This is a genomic window from Microbacterium sp. KR10-403 (genome assembly GCF_040196215.1).
Taxonomy (GTDB): Bacteria; Actinomycetota; Actinomycetes; order Actinomycetales; family Microbacteriaceae; genus Microbacterium.
This window is the reverse complement of record NZ_JBEGDC010000001.1, coordinates 647929-666656: the sequence shown is the minus strand read 5'-3', so window position 1 is coordinate 666656 and position 18728 is coordinate 647929. Positions and strand designations below refer to the sequence as shown.

Here is an 18728-nt window from a genome sequence, read left to right as displayed (position 1 = left end):
ATCCGGCGGCTGACTCAGCTGCCGGCGATGATGTCGGGCGTCGCGCCGATCTGCTCGGGCGCACCCACGCCGACCGCGACCTTCTCGCCGCGCGGCGCGTGCTCGAACACGAACTGGCCGTTCTGGGCATCCACCTTCACGTGGTCTCCCGAGTTCAGCTCGCCGTGCAGGATGCGCTCACTGAGCTGGTCCTCGATCTCGCGCTGCATGGCACGGCGCAGCGGGCGGGCGCCCAGCGTCGGGTCGAAGCCGATCTCGATGAGCTTGTCCTTCGCGGCATCCGACAACTCGATGGTCATGTCGCGGTCGAGCAGACGCTCGCCCAGACGCTTGGTGAACAGGCCCACGATCTGGCGCAGCTCGTCCTTGTTCAGCTGCGGGAAGACGATGATGTCGTCCACGCGGTTCAGGAACTCGGGCTTGAAGTGGCGCTTGAGCTCTTCGTCGACCTTGCCCTTCATCCGCTCGTACGAGGTCGTCGAGTCGCCCTCGACCTGGAAGCCGACGGGGCCACCCGCGATCGCCGACGAGCCGAGGTTCGTCGTCATGATGATGACCGTGTTCTTGAAGTCGACGACGCGACCCTGACCATCGGTGAGCCGACCCTCTTCGAGGATCTGCAGCAGCGAGTTGAAGATGTCGGGGTGGGCCTTCTCGATCTCGTCGAAGAGCACGACCGAGAACGGCTTGCGGCGCACCTTCTCGGTGAGCTGGCCGCCCTCTTCGAAGCCGACGAACCCGGGAGGAGCACCGAACAGCCGCGAGACCGTGTGCTTCTCGCCGAACTCGCTCATGTCGAGCGAGATGAGCGCGCCCTCGTCGTCGAACAGGAACTCGGCGAGCGCCTTGGCCAGCTCGGTCTTGCCCACGCCGGTGGGGCCGGCGAAGATGAACGAGCCCGACGGGCGCTTCGGGTCCTTCAGCCCCGCACGCTGGCGGCGGATCGTGCGGGCGAGGGCCGAGATGGCCTCTTCCTGACCGATGACGCGCTCGTGCAGGGCCTTCTCCATGAAGACGAGCCGGCTCGACTCCTCCTCGGTGAGCTTGAAGACGGGGATGCCGGTGGCCTGCGCCAGCACCTCGGCGATGAGTCCCTCGTCCACGACCGCGGTGGTCGCGACGTCACCCGAGCGCCACTGCTTCTCCAGGCGCAGACGCTCGGCGAGCAGCGACTTCTCCTCGTCGCGCAGCGACGCGGCCTTCTCGAAGTCCTGCTCCTCGCTGGCCTGCTCCTTCTTGGTGCGCACGTCGGCGATCTTGTCGTCGAGCTCGCGCAGCTCGGGCGGGCTTGACAGGATCGACAGGCGCAGGCGGGCGCCGGCCTCGTCGATCAGGTCGATGGCCTTGTCAGGCAGGAAGCGATCGGAGATGTAGCGATCCGACAGGTTCGCGGCGGCGACGATCGCGCCGTCGGTGATCTGCACCTTGTGGTGCGCCTCGTACCGGTCGCGCAGACCCTTCAGGATGTTGATCGCGTGCGGCAGCGTCGGCTCGTTGACCTGAACCGGCTGGAAGCGGCGCTCCAGCGCAGCATCCTTCTCGAAGTGCTTCCGGTACTCGTCGAGCGTGGTGGCACCGATCGTCTGCAGCTCGCCGCGCGCGAGGAGCGGCTTCAGAATGGATGCCGCGTCGATCGCGCCCTCGGCGGCACCCGCACCCACCAGGGTGTGGATCTCGTCGATGAACACGATGATGTCGCCGCGGGTGCGGATCTCCTTGGTGACCTTCTTCAGGCGCTCTTCGAAGTCGCCGCGGTAGCGGGAACCGGCGATGAGCGAGCCGAGGTCGAGGGAGTAGAGCTGCTTGTCCTTCAGCGTCTCGGGCACATCGCCCTTCACGATCGCCTGGGCCAGGCCCTCGACGACCGCGGTCTTGCCGACGCCGGGCTCGCCGATGAGGACAGGGTTGTTCTTCGAGCGGCGGGAGAGGATCTGCATGACCCGCTCCGCCTCTTTCTCGCGCCCGATCACCGGGTCGAGCTTGTTGTCGCGGGCGGCCTGGGTGAGGTTGCGGCCGAACTGGTCGAGCACCTGCGACCCGCCCTGCGCGCCCTGCGCAGACTCGTGCGCGGCGCCCGAGACGGCGGCGGGCTCCTTGCCCTGGTAGCCGCTCAGCAGCTGGATGACCTGCTGGCGCACCTTGTTCAGGTCGGCGCCGAGCTTGACGAGCACCTGGGCGGCGACGCCCTCGCCCTCGCGGATGAGCCCGAGCAGGATGTGCTCGGTCCCGATGTAGTTGTGGCCGAGCTGCAGCGCCTCGCGCAGGCTCAGCTCGAGCACCTTCTTGGCGCGCGGCGTGAACGGGATGTGCCCCGTCGGCTGCTGCTGCCCCTGGCCGATGATGTCCTGCACCTGCTCGCGCACCGCGTCGAGCGAGATCCCGAGCGATTCGAGCGCCTTCGCGGCGACGCCCTCCCCCTCGTGGATCAGGCCCAGGAGGATGTGCTCCGTCCCGATGTAGTTGTGGTTGAGCATCTTCGCCTCTTCCTGGGCGAGCACAACCACGCGACGGGCTCGATCGGTGAATCTCTCGAACATCTCTGACTCCTCCGGGCACACACTTCTGGCGCCTTGCTTCGAGCGTAACGAGAGCACGCGGGCCGCGTCGCGCTGTTCGCCGTCGGCATAGCGGTGTGACGGGGTGCGGCGTCGCGGCTCGCGTCGCGTTCGGCAGTCACTTTCTGCAGGTCGTGGGCGGCGCCGCTTGCCGTTCCTGACTGCCGAACACGGCCCGGGTCCGACATCCTTCCGCCCCCTCCTGTTCAGCAGTCACTTTCTGCAGCCGCCTCCGACCGCGGCTTGCCGTTCCTGACTGCTGAACACGGCCCGGGTCCGACATCCTTCCGCCCCTCCTGTTCAGCAGTCACTTTCTGCAGGTCGTGCGCGGCGCGGCTCGCAGTTCCTGACTGCCGATACCGCGGGCGTGGATGCCGCGGGCCGCGGCGCCCCCTTGACCCCCGGCATCCACTTCCCTTATCGTTTGTCGATAACAACGACTATCGATAAGGGGACGTTGTGGGCTCATTCTCGTGGGTGCACCTGCTGGTGCTTCTCGCCGTCGTCGCGATCATCGTGCTGGTCGTCGCGCTCGCGTTGCGCGGCTGGCGGCGGCGCGGCATCGACGCCACCGTCGGGGTGACCCTGTCGGGCGCCGCGATCGTGGCCGCGTTCTCACTGCTGTTCGGTGTCGGAGCCGTGCTCATCGCGCTCACGGCGGACTCGGTGCAGTTCACGATTCCCGTGAACGAGTACTGGCCGCAGCTGCCCGACGGCGTGACCGTCACGACGTCCGCGCACCTGGAGAGCGGTGGTTTCACCACGGCAGACGTCTGGGTCACCGGGGCGAGCCCCGCCGCGCGCGTGTTCTGGGCGCTCGGTCAGGGCATCGGCTATCTCGTGCCGACGGCCGTGGCCGCGCTCATCGCGATCACGTGCTTCCAGCTGCTGCGCGGCGTGCCGTTCGCGCGGATCGTGGTGCGCGCCGCCCTCATCACCGCCGTGGTCGTGCTCGTCGGCGGGGTCGCGGCCGACGTTCTCAGCCAGATCGGCGGCAGCATCGTCTCGCACGAGCTGCTGTCGGTGACCGCGGCGACAGGACTCACCGAGCAACAGGACCTCGACTCTCTCCTGCCGCAGCCGATGACGTCGGTGACGATTCCGCTCTGGCCGATCGGCGTCGGGCTCGGCTTCGCCGCACTGGCCGCGGTGCTCAAGTACGGCGCCGTGCTGCAGCGCGACACGGAGGGGCTGGTGTGACACCGCCCGATGAGGATGAGCTCACCGGCATCCATTGCCGACTCGACGAGCTGCTCGCCGAGCGCGGGATGACGCTGACCCGGCTCAGCGAGCTCGTCGGCGTCTCGATCGTGAATCTGTCGGTGCTCAAGAACGACCGCGCGCGGGCGATCCGCTACTCGACGCTCTCGGCCATCTGCCGCGCGCTCGACTGCGAGGTCGGTGAGCTGCTCGTGCGGGCGGACTGAGCCGCGGCCGTCGAGCCGCGGCATCCCACGCGAACTCCGCCTCCTGTTCAGCAGTCAGCTTCTACAACCTGCCTGGCGCATCTGTCGCCGAAAGCGACTGCTGAACATGTGCCGCGAACTTCGGCAGTCTGTTTCTGCAGCCGACGGGCGGGCACGTTGCAGGAACTGACTGCTGAATGAAGGGCGGTGGATGCCGCGCCTCCGACGGCCGCGTCGAGAAAGCTCCATCCGCCGATGCCGGCGGTCCGCGGCATCCCACCCCTTTCCCCGCCGCTTAGCATCGAAGGGTGACCGAGTTCGTGTTCAATCCGCGGCGCGACACCCCCGACTCCGCGGCCGGCGCCGCACGCCCGCGCGATCTCGTCGACCGCCCGGACATGTTCGGCCGCTGGGGCAAGCCCATGCGCGCCGCGGACGGCATCGACCCGACCGACGCACGGTTCATCTCCGCGAACCTGCAGCACTGGGTCGCCAACGCGATGCGTGAGGAAGTCCTGATGCTCCGCACGAACCTCGCGACGCTGCTGCCGACGCTTCAGACCACGTCGCCCGAGCTCACGCTCGACCGCGTCTCGCGGCTGCAGCACGGCGACGAGCCCATGCGCCTCGACGACCTGCTCGTCTTCGCGCGGCGCTTCGACAGCGTGCGCGACATCCTCGTCTCGGCGTTCGGCGACGCGTCGCGGCCGGCGGTGGCGACCAAACCGCCGCAGGACGGCGGCATGGGCCCGGTCATCACGACCGGGCGCGGGCGCTCCGCGGGCTGAGCGTCAGCGCGCCGCGCGCTCCGCGACCGCGGAACGCACCCGGCGCACGACCGACTGCGGGTCGCCGAACAGTGCAGCCTTCGTCACGCGGACAACGTGCCAGCCCAGACGCGCGAGGCGCTCATAGCGCTCGATGTCCTTCGCCCACTGGGCAGGGTCTTTGAGATGGTGTTCCCCCTCGTACTCGATCGCGATCTTCAGCGCGGGGTACGCCAGGTCGACGCACGCGACGAACGAGCCGTATTCGTCGTTGACCGTCCAGTTCAACTCGGGTTCCGGCATCCCGGCATCGACGATCAGGAGCCGACATCGTGTCTCCGGCCTTGACGCCGAGCGCGACCGCACCTGCGGCAGTGCCGCGCGCAGAGCGTTGACGCCCGCGCGACGTCCCACCGCCACGGCATCGGTGAGTTGCGTCATCGTCGCGAGTGCCGGCGGGTCGTCCTTGAACATCTGCTCGCGGATTGCGGCATCACCCGCGGCGACGAGGTCATACGGGTCGCGCAGCACCGCGGCCAGCTGGGCCCACGTGGTCGAGGGATCGGCGAGCCGCACGCCGAACACCGGATGGGTCACCGTCTTCACAAAGCGCAGGGGCGTCTGATGGCCGCGCACCCCATCGCGCCGTGGATGCCGCGCCGGCGCGCACACGGCCACATCGAACGCGCCGTGATCGCGCACGAGCGGAACCGGCAGCCAGAGCCCCCAGAGGATCGCCGCAGTCACGTGCGAGAAGAACCCGTTCGCAGGCATGACCACCGACAAGTGCAGGGCGCGTTCGACCACGGCATCCCGCGCGCGATCGAAGACCGATCCCGATTCATCGGGATCGTCGTCTTCGGCCGCGCCGACCGCGCGCATCCCGCGGAACGGTCTTCGAAGATCAACGCGCCGCAAGCGCGACGCCGGCACTCCGGCGCGCATCGCGTCGGCGACGGAGAACGTCGGTCCGATTCCTTCAGGAAGATCTGCGAGCATGCCCTCCAGCGTGCTGGGGCGGCGACGGCGATGGATGCCGCGGTGCAAGATCTGTGGATAAGTCAGTCGTAACCCCGGCCTGGGGAGGAACCGATGCGTGGGCGTGGGCGGCGGGCCCGCGGCATCCCGAACTTCAACGGTCACGTTCTGCAAGCTCCACACGCCCGCGCCCGCAGTAATCGACTGCCGAACACCCCGGCAGGCCGTTCAACAGTCAGCTTCTGCAAGCTCGCCCGCGAATCGGCTGCAGATGCTGACTGCCGAACACGGGACGCGAGGTGGATGCCGCAGGCCGGCCGCCGCCCGAAGACGATGGATGCCGCGGGCCGCGGCATCCCGAACTTCAACAGTCACGTTCTGCAGGCGCTCAGCTCCCGCGCCCGCAGTTATCGACTGCTGAACATCTTGGCGGCCGTTCAACCCCCGCAACCCCGCAACCCTCGACCCGCGAGACCCGCGAGACCCCTACTGCAGCGCCGACGTCAGCCGCGCGAGGTTGTCGAGCACCGTCGAGCGCAGCGGCTGCTTCATCCACTCCTCGAGCGTGAGCTCGCGCGACAGGTCGCGATACTGCTGCTCGACATCGCGCATCTCGGCGACGAACTCCTCGCCGCGCACGAGCATCGAGATCTCGAGGTTCAGACCGAACGAGCGCATGTCCATGTTGCTCGACCCGATGATCGCGACCTCGTCGTCGATCGTCATCGACTTCGAGTGGAGGATGTACGGCTCGCGATACAGCCAGATGCGCACGCCCGCGCGCAGCAGCGCCTCGTAGTAGCTGCGCTGCGCGTGGTACACCAGCGCCTGGTCGCCGATCTCGGAGACGAACAGCTCCACCTGCAGCCCGCGGTGGCACGCCGTGGTGATCGCGAGCAGCAGCGCCTCGTCGGGCACGAAGTACGGGCTCACGATGATGAGCTTGCGCTGCGCCGAGTACATCAGCCCGAGGAACAGCCGCAGGTTGTTCTCGAACCGGAAGCCGGGCCCGCTCGGCACGATCTGGCAGTCGAGGTCGCCGCCGCTCTCGCCGATCGCGAACATCTCGTCCTCGGTCTGCAGCGCCTCGTCGGTCTCGCTGTACCAGTCCGACAGGAACACCGCGTTCACCGACCCGACGATGGGCCCGCGCAGCTGCACCATGAGGTCGACCCAGTGCAGCCCGCGCTTGATGTTCTTGCGCAGGTTGTAGGTCGAGTCGGTGATGTTCTGCGATCCCATGAACGCCACGTCGCCGTCGACCACGAGCAGCTTGCGGTGGTTGCGCAGATCGGGCCGCTGGTACTTGCCCTTCAGCGGCTGCACGGGCAGCATGAGCTGCCACCGCGCACCCATCGCCGTCAAGCGCTTCAGCGTCTGCTTGTAGAACGGCTTGCGCCAGTTGGCCCAATGATCCAGCAGCACACGGACCGGGATGCCGCGGGCGCACGCGTCTTCGAGCGCCGCGAAGAACACGTCGGTCGAGGCATCCGTCTGCAGGATGTAGAACTCGACGTGCACGTACTTCTGCGCCCCGCGGATGGCCCCGGCCATCGCATCGATGCTGCCCTGATAGTCCGAGATGAGGTGCGCCTCATTGTCGCCGGCCAGCGGCATGGCACCCAGCCGATGGTTCATCGTCACCAGCGACGTGAACCACTCGGGCGCGCGCGGGCGCAGCGACCCCAGGTCGAGCTGGTTGCTGGCGTCGCGGATGAACTCGTTGATGTCATCCTGCTTGCGGCGCCGCTTGCGCGGCAGGTGCGGCGTGCCGATCAGCAGGAACAGCACCACGCCGATGACGGGGATGAAGTAGATGGCCAGCAGCCACGCCATTGCGGCGGTCGGGCGCCGGTTGCGGGGAACGATGATGATCGCCGCGACGCGGATGATGATGTCGAAGACCAGAACGACGATCGGCCACCACTCGACGATCTGCGCCATCCGCCCTCCCCCGCCCTCTCTTCGGTTCAGCGTATCCGCAAAGCGCCCGCCGTCTGGGACGGCGGGCGTGATGGTCGGGATGCCTCAGTGCGAGGCGACCGGCGGTTTCGGCGGCAGTCCGCGCTTGGCGCGCTCCTCGGCCTCGACCTGGTCGTACATGCGGCGCTCGTTGCGGTCCATGTGGACGATGCCGCGCAGCATGAAGATGAGCAACCCGAGCACGACGATGGTCGGGATGAGCGACCAAGCGGCGGCGACCCAGAAGTTGTCCATGCACCTATCGTACCCGCGTGGAATCAGGGGTCGACCCGCGGTGTGAGACGGCGGAGTGGATGCCGCGGGCCGCGGCATCCCGAACCGTCACTTCACGAGCGGGAAGAGGATCGTCTCGCGGATGCCCAGGCCCGTGATCGCCATCAGCAGGCGGTCGATGCCCATGCCCATGCCGCCCATCGGGGGCATGCCGTGCTCCATGGCGCGCAGGAACTCCTCGTCGATGCGCATGGCCTCGTCGTCGCCGGCGGCGGCGAGCTTGGCCTGTGCGACGAAGCGCTCGCGCTGGATGACCGGGTCGACGAGCTCGGAGTATCCGGTGGCCAGCTCGAACCCGCGCACGTAGAGGTCCCACTTCTCGACGACGCCCGCGATGGAGCGGTGGTCGCGCACGAGCGGGCTCGTGTCGACGGGGAAGTCCATGACGAAGGTGGGGCGGGTCAGGCTCGGCTTGACGAAGTGCTCCCACAGCTCTTCGACCCACTTGCCGTGGGTGGGGTGCGGCGGGGTATCGACGCCGTTCGCGGCGGCGAGCGCCTCGAGCTCGGCGAGGCTGGTCTGCGGGGTGACCTCGACGCCGGCCGCCTCGGAGAGCGAGCCGTACATCGAGATGCGGTCCCACTGTCCGCCGAGGTCGTACTCGGTGCCGTCGGCCCAGGTCACCGTGGTCGACCCCGCGACGGCGATCGCGGCGTTCTGCACGAGCTCCTGCGTGAGGTCGGCGATGCCGTTGTAGTCGCTGTACGCCTGGTAGGCCTCGAGCATCGCGAATTCGGGGCTGTGCGTCGAGTCGGCGCCCTCGTTGCGGAAGTTGCGGTTGATCTCGAACACACGGTCGATGCCGCCGACGGCCGCGCGCTTCAGGTACAGCTCGGGCGCGATGCGCAGGTAGAGGTCGGCGTCGAACGCGTTGGAGTGCGTGACGAACGGGCGGGCCGCGGCTCCGCCGTGCTGGATCTGCAGCATCGGCGTCTCGACCTCGATGAAGTCGTGGTCGGTGAACGTCTGGCGCAGGCTCGCGTTGACCTTCGCACGGGCGCGCACGGTCTGGCGGGCCTGGTCGCGCACGATCAAGTCGAGGAACCGCGAGCGCACGCGGCTCTCTTCGGAGAGCTCGGTGTACAGGTTCGGCAGCGGCAGCAGCGCCTTCGACGCGATCGCCCAGTCGTCGACCATGATCGACAGCTCGCCGCGGCGGCTCGAGATGACCTGGCCGCGCACGTACACGTGGTCGCCGAGGTCGACGAGCTCCTTCCAGCGGGCGAGCGACTCCTCGCCGACGGCGGCGAGCGAGACCATGGCCTGGATGCGGCTGCCGTCCCCCGCCTGCAGCGAGGCGAAGCACAGCTTGCCGGTGTTGCGGCTGAACACGATGCGCCCCGCGACGGCGGCGACGACGCCGGTCTCGGCGCCCGCCTCGAGGTCGCCGAAGCGCTCGCGCAGGGAACCGATGGTGTCGGTGACCGGAACCGTGACCGGATACGCGCCGCCCGCGGCATCCACCCGCTCGGCGATCAGCCGCTCGCGCTTGGCCAGTCGCACCGCCTTCTGCTCGATGACATCGTCTTCGGCGGTGTCTGTGGCAGGCGTGGTGACAGGGGTGTCGGTCATGACGGCGGGGCTCCTCGGAAAGTCGCCGTCCAGTCTATCGGCGCGCCCTCGGGGGTCCCTGCGCGGGTGGCGAGGGGTGGGGGTCGTGGGCCGGGCGCTCCCGTGTGTTCAGCAGTCGCCTTCTGCAGGCGATCGGTGCGACGGCCTGCAGAAGTTGACTGCCGAAACTCGAGCTCTCGGTTCAGCAGTCGCGTTCTGCGGGCGATCGGCACGAGGACGTGCAAAAGCTGACTGCCGAACGGGGCGGGGTGGATGCCGCGGGCCGCTGCGTTCACTAGGCCCAGAGCGCGCGCAGCGAAACGAAGGGCCGGTCGCCGCGCTACGCGCCCGCGGGCACCGCGCGGCGGAAGAGGTAGAACGCGTGGATCGCGCCCTCGGTGACCGTTCCCTGTCCGGTCGCCAGCACGCGGTTCGTCGAGGTCGCCCCGGTCTCGACGAACACGTGGTCGACGTGCTCGAGGTGCCAGCCGACGGCCTCGATCGCGGCGAGCTGGCTGACGCCGCCGTCGCCGTGCCGCATCGAGTTGCTCGACGACCCGAAGCCCGACGGCTGCCCGTTGAGCGCGGCCGTCACGTCCGTGAACTGGAAGAAGCCGTCGCCGTTGGCGTACGCCGTCTCGGCGCGTCCGAGCGGGCTCGCCAGATACGCCGCGCGACGCTGCTGCTCTTGGGCCGCCGCCTGCTCGGCCGCCGCCTGCCGCTGCGCGGCCTCGCGCTGCAGCCGTTCGGCTTCCTTCTGCTCTTCCGTCTTGCCCCAGGCCATCGGCGCCTCCTCGTGGATACCTGCACACGGTACCGGGCGGGCGGTCTGCGGCATCCACTCGGCACGCCGTCATTCGACCGGTGGCTCTCCCCACCTGTTCAGCAGTCAGCATCTGCAGGCGATCGGCGCGAGCGCTTGCAGATACCGACTGCCGAACGGACGGGGCGGATGCCGCGGGCCGCGGCATCCGCCAGGACGCTGAACGAACGCGGCGAGACGCTCAGGGGCCTGACGAGTCCGCCGGCTCGCCCGGGTCGGCGAGCGCCTCGTCGACGGCCGAGTGCACGATCACCGAGAGGAAAGCCCGCGGATTCTCCACTCCGGCCGCCGCGAGCAGCCCGGACGCCTGCCGCACGATCGAGCGCGAGAACTCCGTCGCCGTGGCGATGCCTTCCGCATAGGCGGGACGGTCGGCGTCATCGACGACGACGGGCTCGCAGCCGAGCTCGACGGCCAGCGCCTGCGCGATCGGCAGCACTGCGGCCGGCGCCGTGACGGCGGCGTACGCGTCGGTGAGACGGCGCAGGTCCATCGAGGTTCCGGTGAACGTGATCGCGGGATGGATCGCCAGCGGAATCGCTCCGCGCCCCGCAGCCGGCACCAGCACCTCGAGCCCGTACCCCGGGTCGGTGTGCACCACGAGCTGCCCCATCTGCCACGCGCCCACCTCGGCGAGCCCGGCCACGAGTCCCGGCAGCTCGTCGTGCGGAACCGCGAGGACGACGAGCTCGGCGCGGCGCACGACCTCGGGCGGGTCGAGGAACGGCGCCCCCGGCAGCACCGACTCGACGCGGTCGTCGTCGGATCCGTGGGTGATCCCGACCACCGCGTGCCCGGCACCGGCGAGCGCGGCACCGATCACGGGCCCGACGCGTCCGGCACCGATGACGCCGACGCCCAGGCGTCCGTCGCGGCTCATGCGTCCTCCCCGTCGTCGGTGCGGGATGCCGCCGGCCCGGGCGCTTCGCGCGGAGCTTCGGACGCAGCATCCACCCCGGTCTCGGGCTCGGCGCGTGCGGCATCGTCTGCGGCATCCACCGCGGTGCCCTCTGCGTCCGGCGCGACCTCGCGAGATTCCGTGCGACCTCGCGAGAAATCGTGCGACCTCGCGAGATCCGGCGCGACCTCGCGAGCTTCGGCCGCAGCATCCGGCCCCGGCTCGGCCACGTCGACGACCTCGACGCCCCAGCGGTGGCTGTGATCGCTCGTACCGGCCACGACCGCGGCGGCCTCGGCGTCCGCGAACAGGCGCACCGCGGCATCCCGATCCACGCCGTGAAGCTCGCCCGACACGCGTCCCGGGATCGTGTGCGCATGCACCGACGCGACGCCGAGCGCACGGGCGAGCGGCCCCTGGTGCATGCCCACGCTCTGCAGGCGCGCGAGCGGGAAGATCCCGAGCGTGCGCCGGATCACCCCGCGGCGGAAGAACAGCGCCGCCGGCGTCAGCTCGAACCCGTTGCGCCGCCATGAGAGCAGATGCAGGATCCGCGCGCGCCGGGGCGTGTTCGTGTACGGGTCGTCGGGCTGCGGGCCGAGGATGCCGTGCTCGAACACGAGCGGCCACTCGGCCTCGGGCATCCCGGGCATGAGCAGCCGCAGCACGCGCTCGACGTCGCGCCGGTCGCCGACCGGCAGCACCTCGGCGAACTGATCGTTGCCGTTCTGGTCGGCCCGCTTGCCGGTCATGCGGTTCACGGTGATCGACCACCAGCCGGCCGGACGCCACATCAGCGGCTGGCGCACCTCGATCGCGTGGATGCGCCCGGGCGGCAGCGTCTCGGTCACGGTCGTGAACAGCCCGTACGTGATGCGCACGCCGTCGGGTGTGGGCGCGATCGCATAGCGCAGCGACTTCGTCAGCGACCGCACGAACACCGCCCCGAAGCCGAGGAAGATCGGCACGATCGTGAACAGGATCCACGGCGTGCCGACGATCGCACCGACGATCGCGGCCGCCACGAGCACCAGCAGGGTGATCAGCCGGCCGCTGAAGATCCGCGACAGGATCAGCCGCACCGCGGGGATGTGCACGACCGACGCCGGCTCGGCGACGGGTTCTTCGGCACCCAGGACGAGTCCGGTGAGTGCGTCGGTGACGATGGATGCCGCAGCCTGGGTCTTCGATGCAGGTGCGACTCCGCGTGCCTGCTGCTCGGCCAGGCGCCGCCCGGATGCGAGCCGCAGGATGTCGGCGCGCACGGCCTCGGCGTTCGACGTCGACAGGTACTCGAGCTTGACGTTGGCGTCGGTGCCGGCGCCCACGACCTCGAGCTTCGCCATGCCGCACAGTCGCGCGAGCATCGGGCGGGTGAGGTTGACGCCCTGCACGCGGTCGATCGGCGAGCGCCGGTGGCTGCGGAACAGCACGCCCTGCCGCACCTCGACGTCCTCACCGGTGATGCGGAACGAATGGAACCGCCACGCCAGATAGAACAGGCCGACGAGCACGATCACGACGACGAGCACGGCCAGCAGCGCGAGCGGCACGAGCCCGTGGCGCAGCACGAAGTCGACCGGGTCGCCGGTGTCGCCCTCGAACTCGGGCCCCTCGGGCACCGCCGCCCGCAGGAAGAAGTCGATGATGCGCTCGCGCAGGTTCGAGATGACCAGACCCGCGACGATCACCAGGGCGAGCCCGCCGCGGAACAGCGGCGTCAGCGGATGCATCCGGTGCCATTCGCCGTCCGACAGCGGCGAGCGCGTGTCGGGGCGCGGCACCCCGGCACCGGCGGGCGACGTCTGGCCGGCTGGCGGCAGCGCACCGGCGGGCGACGTCGCACCGGCCGGCGGGGTCGGTCCGACTGGCGGCGTGTGGCCGACCGACGCCGGTTCGCCGGGCGGTTGCGGCGGCACGACGGGGTCGGTCACAGCCCCGTCCTGCGGCTCTCGGCGACGGTCACGAGGGTGTCGCGCAGACTCTCGGCCGCCTCCTGGGTGAGTCCGGGGATGGAGACGCCGGTGGATGCCGCGGCCGTCACGAGCTTCAGTTGGGCGATGCCGAACGCCCGGTCGAGCGGCCCGTGCGTGATGTCGACGAGCTGCATGCGCCCGTAGGGCACCGCGACCGTCCGCTGCCAGAGGATCCCGCGGCGGAACACGAGGTCGTCGGCGCGCAGCTGGTAGCCGAACGAGCGCGCCTGCCGGGGCGTGATGGCGGCCGTCCACGCAGCGCCCAGCGCGACCAGACCCGCAGGGATCCACAGCCAGGTCTCGCCGCTGAGCGCCGTGATGATCGCCGCGGCGGCCAGCACCACGACGAACAGGGCGGTCAGCGAGATGAGCCGCACCCACACATAGGCGCGCGCGAGCTGATGCCAGGTGCCGTCGCCGAGCGGCAGGCGGTTCTCGCTGCGCGGCTCGAGCACGTGGTCGAACGTCTTCGCGTCGAGGACGGCGCGTTCCGCGTCCTCCGACTCGGCGGCCTCGGCTCCCGACTCGGCGGCCTCGGCTCCCGGCTCGGCGGCCTCGGCTCCCGGCTCGGCTGCCTCGGCGGCTCCCGGCTCGGCGCCCGCAGCGCCGCCCCCGCCAACGGCGGGCTCGGCCGCGGCCCCCGCGGGCGCGCCGACCCCCTCAGTGGGCGGCGTAGTGCCCGTCGGCGTCGTCGGCGTCGGCGTCGCCGGCTCCTCCGGCCCCGTTCCCGGCTCCGGGATGCTTGTCATCGTCGTCCTTCCGGATCGTGCACAGATGCTCGGCGATCAGGCCGCCCACCAGCAGCAGCACCGCACAGACCGCGGTGCCGATCAGCGCGCTCAACGAGCCTACCGAGGGCTCAGCGGGACGGGTCAGAAGAAACAGGATGAGCCCCACCGAGACCCCGGTGAAAACGGCGCCCACCAGGCTCGACGCCTTCGCGAGCATCGCGATGCGCACGGCATGGAACGGGTTGACCGGCGCGTCGGCCGTGCCCTGCGTCGCCCGGCGGATCGGCAACGCCAGCAGCACGACGATCACGCCGAGCGCCAGCAGCAGCACCGGCAGCGACAGCTGCGGGGTGAACGTCGGCCGCCCCGCCGAGGTCAGCAGCTGGTCGAACAGGTAGCCGGCGCCCGCGCCGAGGACGGCGGCGACGATGAGCGATGCAGGCCCCGTGCGCTTCATGCACCCAGCCTCTCGCGCAGCACCGACACGGGGCCGAGCCCCGGCAGTTCGGCGTCGGGATCGAGCGCGAGCCAGGGGTCGAGCACGAAGGCGCGTTCGGCCGCCCGCGGGTGCGGCAGGGTCAGATCGGGGTCGGCGCTGCGCACGTCCCCGTAGGCGATGATGTCGAGGTCGAGCGTGCGGTCGCCCCAGCGCTCGGTGCGCACGCGTCCGTGCCGGTTCTCGATGTCGTGCAGGGCGTCCAGCAGCACACGGGGCGCGAGACGGGTCGTGAGCGTGGCCACCGTGTTGAGATAGCGGGGGGCCGCGGCATCCACCCCCTCCGGCTTGACTGCGATCGACTCGATCGGCGCGGCCACACGCACGTCGGCGGTGAGCGGCAGCGCGCGCAGCTCGTCGACGGCCGCCCGCAACGTGGCCTCGCGGTCACCGAGGTTCGCACCCAGCGCGATCACCACCGGCGTCCCGATCGGATGCGGCGTGAACCCCTGGGCGAGGCGGCGGTTCATGCGCGCCTCCGGGTGATGGTCAGCGTCACGTCGTCGAACGGCACGGTGATCGGGGCGTCGGGCTTGTGCACGGTGACGACGACCTCGTGCACGCCGGCGAAGCCCAGCAGTGCGTCGGCGATGCGTGCGGCGAGCGTCTCGATGAGGTCGACGGGTTCGCCCGTGACGAGAGAGGTGACCGCTTCGGCGACCTCCCCGTAGTGCACGGTGTCGAGAAGATCGTCGGATGCCGCGGCCGCCCGCGTATCGGTGCGCAGCGTCACGTCGACCACGAAGATCTGCCCCTCACGCCGCTCGTGCGGAAAGACCCCGTGATACCCGAAGGCCCGCAGCCCGTGCAGCGTGATCTCGTCGAGTGCGTCGGTCATCAACCCCTCCAGGCCTCCCACACCCGCAGCGCGTCGCGGGTCGCCGCCACATCGTGCACGCGCACGCCCCAGACCCCGGCCTGCGCGCCGAGCACGCTGGCCACCGCGGTCGCCAGGTCGCGGCGGCGCTCGGTCGCTTCGCCGGCGTCACCCTCCTCGAGCAGGTCGGCGAGGAATCGCTTGCGGCTCGTGCCGATCAGCACGCGCGGACCGAGGCCGACCAGGGCGTCCAGGCCGCGCAGCATCTCCCAGTTCTGCGCCCCGCGCTTGGCGAAGCCGATGCCCGGGTCGAGGATGATCCGCGCCGGTGGGATGCCCGCGGCGGCCGCCGCGTCGATCCGGTCGACGAGCTCGCTCGCGACATCCTTCGCCACGTCGTCGTACACCGCCTGCGCATACATGTCGTCGGAGTGCCCGCGCCAGTGGCTGATGATGATCTCGGCCTCGAGGTCGGCCGCGACCCGCAGCATGTCGGGGTCGGCGAGTCCGCCGGCGACGTCGTTGATGATGGATGCCCCGGCTTCGACCGATGCGGCGGCCGTGGAGGCGTGCATGGTGTCGACGCTGATCACGGCGCCTGCGGCGGCCAGCTCGCGGATCACCGGCAGCACGCGCCGCTGCTCTTCGGACGGGTCGATGCGGGCGGCGCCGGGGCGCGTGGACTCTCCGCCGATGTCGAGGATGTCGGCGCCGTCGGCACGCAGTGCCAGCCCGTGCTCGATGGCCGCGTCGGTCTGCAGGTAGCGTCCGCCGTCGCTGAACGAGTCGGGCGTGACGTTCACAGCACCCATGATGACGGTCATGCGCTCTCCTTGCCGATCAGGGCGATGATCTCGGCGCGGGCGGCCGGCTCGGTGTATTCGCCGCGCGCGGCGATCGTGACGGTCGACGCGTCGGTCTGCTTGCCGCCGCGCATCGTCACGCACTGGTGCATGGCGTCGAGCACGACCAGAACGCCGCGGCAGTCGAGCGCGCCGGCGATGGTGTCGGCGATCTGCTCGCCCAGCCGCTCCTGCACCTGCGGGCGTGCAGCGAGCACGTCGACGACCTTCGGCAGCGCGCCCAGCCCGACCACCTGCTCGCCGGGCAGGTACGCGATGTGCGCACGGCCCGCGAACGGCAGCAGGTGGTGCTCGCACATGGAGCGGAAGCGGATGTCGCGCAGCATCACCGCGCCGGAAGGTACGGTGTCGGGCGCCGGCCCGTGTGACACCGAGATCGTGCGTGCGAGGGGGGCTGCGGCATCCTCCCCCACTCCCGAGAAGAAGTCGGCGTACGCGTCGGCCACCCGCTGCGGCGTCTGCCGCAGACCCGGCCGTTCGGGCTCTTCGCCGATGGCGACGAGAAGCTCCCGCACGAGCGTGCGGACGCGCTCACGGTCCACGGCCATGGACGCGCTCCTAGGCCGTCGCGGGGCGGGGCGGCAGGCTCGGGCGGCGGCGGTGCGCCTTCTCGGCGGTCTCGGACTCGACGGATGCCGCGACCCCGACATCACCGCGGCGCGGCATCTCGACCGGAGGCAGCGCCGACACCGGGCGCTCATCGCTGGAGAGCCACTGCGGGCGCTCGGGCAGCTTCTTCACGTCGGTGAAGATCTCGGCGATCTCGGTGTGGTCGAGCGTCTCCTTCTCGAGCAGCGCGAGGGCCAGCTTGTCGAGGATGTCGCGGTTGGCGTTGAGCACCTCGTAGGCCTCGTTGTGCGCCTGCTCGAGCAGATCGCGCATCTGCTCGTCGACGGCCTCGGCGAGCGAGTCGGAGAAGTCGCGGCCGTGACCCATGTCGCGGCCCATGAACACCTCGCCCGACGACTGGCCGAGCTTGACCGGGCCGATCGCGCTGGTCATGCCGTACTCGGTGACCATCTTGCGGGCGATGTCGGTGGCCTTCTCGATGTCGTTCGCGGCGCCGCTGGTGGGGTCGTGGAACACGATCTCCTCGGCGACGCGGCCGCCCATCGCCCAGGCGAGCTGGTCCTGCAACTCGTTGCGGGTGATCGAGTACTTGTCTTCGAGCGGCATCACCATCGTGTAGCCGAGGGCCTTGCCGCGGGGCAGGATCGTGATCTTCGTGACCGGGTCGGAGTGGTTCAGCGCCGCGGCGGTGAGGGCGTGGCCGCCCTCGTGGTACGCGGTGATGAGCTTCTCCTTGTCCTTCATCACGCGGGTGCGGCGCTGAGGGCCCGCGATCACGCGGTCGATGGCCTCGTCGAGCGCACGGTTGTCGATCAGCTGCGCGTTCGAGCGGGCGGTCAGCAGGGCCGCCTCGTTCAGGACGTTGGCCAGGTCGGCGCCGGTGAAGCCGGGCGTCTTGCGGGCGACGACCTCGAGGTCGACGCCGTCGGCGAGCGGCTTGCCGCGGCCGTGCACCTGCAGGATCTTCAGGCGACCCTGCATGTCGGGGGCGTCCACGCCGATCTGGCGGTCGAAGCGGCCCGGGCGCAGCAGCGCCGGGTCGAGGATGTCGGGGCGGTTGGTCGCCGCGATGACGATGACGTTGACCTTGGGGTCGAAACCGTCCATCTCGACGAGCATCTGGTTCAGCGTCTGCTCGCGCTCGTCGTGCCCGCCGCCCATGCCGGCGCCGCGGTGGCGGCCGACGGCATCGATCTCATCGATGAAGATGATCGACGGCGAGTTCTCCTTTGCCTGGTTGAACAGGTCGCGCACACGGCTCGCGCCGACGCCGACGAACATCTCGACGAAGTCCGAACCCGAGATCGAGTAGAACGGCACGCCCGCCTCGCCGGCGACGGCGCGCGCGAGCAGGGTCTTGCCGGTTCCGGGAGGGCCGTACAGCAGCACGCCCTTCGGAATGCGGGCGCCTACGGCCTGGAACTTGGCCGGGTCCTTCAAGAAGTCCTTGATCTCATGCAGCTCTTCGATCGCCTCGTCGGCGCCGGCGACATCGGCGAACGTGACGGTGGGCGATTCCTTCGACACGAGTTTCGCGCGCGACTTGCCGAACTGCATGACCTTGCCGCCGCCACCGTTGGCGGATGCCAGCAGGATCCAGAACAGCACGCCCAGCAGCAGCATGGGCAGCATCAGCGAGAGGAAGCTGTCGAACCACGTCGTCTGCGGCACGGCGTCGTTGAACCCGTCCTTGGGCGTCGCGGAGTCGATCGCCTGCACGACCTGGTCGGCGCGCGCCTCGACGTAGTAGAACTGCACCTCGGTCGAGCCCTCGAAGGCCTCGGACAGCGTCATGTCCACGCGCTGGTCGCCGTCGGTGTTGACGACCTTGGTGACGGTGTCGCCCTTGAGCAGCGTCAGGCCCTGCTGGGTGGTGATCTGCTTCGCGCCGCTGAGGCTGGAGATGAGCGAGAAGCCCACGATCAGCAGAACCCCGATCAGCAGGACATACAGCAGCGGGTTGCGGGTGATCTTCTTGAAGTCCATGGTGCGGAGACGGCCTCCGAGCCCTTTCGTCGCTGTCCGCCTCTCGCGGACTGTC

18 protein-coding genes are annotated in these 18728 nt (G+C 70.0%); 3 read left to right on the top strand and 15 right to left on the bottom strand.

Annotated features, from left to right (window positions below; translation table 11 throughout):
• Positions 1-14: 14 nt before the first annotated feature.
• On the bottom strand, positions 15-2537 hold the full coding sequence (locus tag ABMQ42_RS03215) for an ATP-dependent Clp protease ATP-binding subunit (protein ID WP_349721350.1): 2523 nt from the start codon (positions 2535-2537) through the stop codon (positions 15-17).
• Positions 2538-3014: 477 nt separating this feature from the next.
• Between ABMQ42_RS03215 and ABMQ42_RS03210 the strand changes: the two genes are divergently transcribed.
• From ABMQ42_RS03210 to ABMQ42_RS03200, 3 genes are all read left to right on the top strand, one after another.
• Complete coding sequence (locus tag ABMQ42_RS03210; RefSeq protein WP_349721349.1) at positions 3015-3755, top strand: hypothetical protein; 741 nt, start codon at positions 3015-3017, stop codon at positions 3753-3755.
• Complete coding sequence (locus tag ABMQ42_RS03205) at positions 3752-3982, top strand: helix-turn-helix domain-containing protein (RefSeq protein ID WP_349721347.1); 231 nt, start codon at positions 3752-3754, stop codon at positions 3980-3982. Before ABMQ42_RS03210 ends, ABMQ42_RS03205 begins: the two co-directional genes overlap by 4 nt.
• A 287-nt stretch (positions 3983-4269) precedes the next feature.
• On the top strand, positions 4270-4749 hold the full coding sequence (locus ABMQ42_RS03200) for a hypothetical protein (RefSeq protein WP_349721346.1): 480 nt from the start codon (positions 4270-4272) through the stop codon (positions 4747-4749).
• A 3-nt stretch (positions 4750-4752) separates the two neighbouring features.
• On the opposite strand, the gene ABMQ42_RS03195 is transcribed toward ABMQ42_RS03200, so the two are convergent.
• From ABMQ42_RS03195 to ftsH, 14 genes are all read right to left on the bottom strand, one after another.
• The gene (locus tag ABMQ42_RS03195) at positions 4753-5610 is read right to left on the bottom strand and encodes an endonuclease domain-containing protein (RefSeq protein WP_349721344.1); all 858 of its coding nucleotides are present in this window, start codon (positions 5608-5610) and stop codon (positions 4753-4755) included.
• Positions 5611-6192: 582 nt separating this feature from the next.
• On the bottom strand, positions 6193-7650 hold the full coding sequence (gene cls, locus ABMQ42_RS03190; RefSeq protein ID WP_349721343.1) for a cardiolipin synthase: 1458 nt from the start codon (positions 7648-7650) through the stop codon (positions 6193-6195).
• 84 nt (positions 7651-7734) lie between these two features.
• Positions 7735-7923 carry a hypothetical protein gene (locus tag ABMQ42_RS03185; RefSeq protein WP_349721342.1) on the bottom strand — a complete coding sequence of 63 codons (189 nt, stop codon included), beginning with the start codon at positions 7921-7923 and terminating at the stop codon, positions 7735-7737.
• 87 nt (positions 7924-8010) lie between these two features.
• Positions 8011-9534: a lysine--tRNA ligase gene (gene lysS, locus ABMQ42_RS03180; RefSeq protein WP_349721340.1), complete on the bottom strand. Its 1524-nt coding sequence runs from the start codon at positions 9532-9534 to the stop codon at positions 8011-8013.
• Between the two features lie 319 nt (positions 9535-9853).
• Positions 9854-10297, bottom strand: coding sequence for a hypothetical protein (locus ABMQ42_RS03175; RefSeq protein WP_349721339.1), 444 nt, complete (start codon positions 10295-10297; stop codon positions 9854-9856).
• A gap of 220 nt (positions 10298-10517) precedes the next feature.
• Entirely contained in the window at positions 10518-11216 is a 699-nt protein-coding gene (locus ABMQ42_RS03170; protein ID WP_349721337.1) for a DUF2520 domain-containing protein, read from the bottom strand.
• The gene (locus ABMQ42_RS03165) at positions 11213-13168 is read right to left on the bottom strand and encodes a PH domain-containing protein (protein ID WP_349721336.1); all 1956 of its coding nucleotides are present in this window, start codon (positions 13166-13168) and stop codon (positions 11213-11215) included. Before ABMQ42_RS03165 ends, ABMQ42_RS03170 begins: the two co-directional genes overlap by 4 nt.
• Positions 13165-13665 (bottom strand): PH domain-containing protein, encoded by a 501-nt coding sequence (locus ABMQ42_RS03160; RefSeq protein ID WP_349721514.1) that lies wholly within the window; start codon positions 13663-13665, stop codon positions 13165-13167. The genes ABMQ42_RS03165 and ABMQ42_RS03160 overlap by 4 nt, the downstream gene beginning before the upstream one ends.
• A 205-nt stretch (positions 13666-13870) precedes the next feature.
• Complete coding sequence (locus ABMQ42_RS03155; RefSeq protein ID WP_349721335.1) at positions 13871-14398, bottom strand: DUF3180 domain-containing protein; 528 nt, start codon at positions 14396-14398, stop codon at positions 13871-13873.
• Complete coding sequence (folK, locus tag ABMQ42_RS03150; RefSeq protein WP_349721334.1) at positions 14395-14907, bottom strand: 2-amino-4-hydroxy-6-hydroxymethyldihydropteridine diphosphokinase; 513 nt, start codon at positions 14905-14907, stop codon at positions 14395-14397. The genes ABMQ42_RS03155 and folK overlap by 4 nt, the downstream gene beginning before the upstream one ends.
• Positions 14904-15275, bottom strand: a complete 372-nt coding sequence (gene folB / locus ABMQ42_RS03145) for a dihydroneopterin aldolase (protein WP_349721332.1) — start codon at positions 15273-15275, stop codon at positions 14904-14906. Before folB ends, folK begins: the two co-directional genes overlap by 4 nt.
• Positions 15275-16078, bottom strand: coding sequence for a dihydropteroate synthase (gene folP / locus ABMQ42_RS03140; protein ID WP_349721330.1), 804 nt, complete (start codon positions 16076-16078; stop codon positions 15275-15277). Before folP ends, folB begins: the two co-directional genes overlap by 1 nt.
• A complete protein-coding gene (folE, locus tag ABMQ42_RS03135) occupies positions 16075-16665 on the bottom strand; it encodes a GTP cyclohydrolase I (RefSeq protein WP_349721329.1) in 591 nt (196 codons plus the stop codon). Before folE ends, folP begins: the two co-directional genes overlap by 4 nt.
• A gap of 10 nt (positions 16666-16675) precedes the next feature.
• Positions 16676-18673: an ATP-dependent zinc metalloprotease FtsH gene (gene ftsH, locus ABMQ42_RS03130; protein ID WP_349721328.1), complete on the bottom strand. Its 1998-nt coding sequence runs from the start codon at positions 18671-18673 to the stop codon at positions 16676-16678.
• Between the last annotated feature and the right edge of the window lie 55 nt (positions 18674-18728).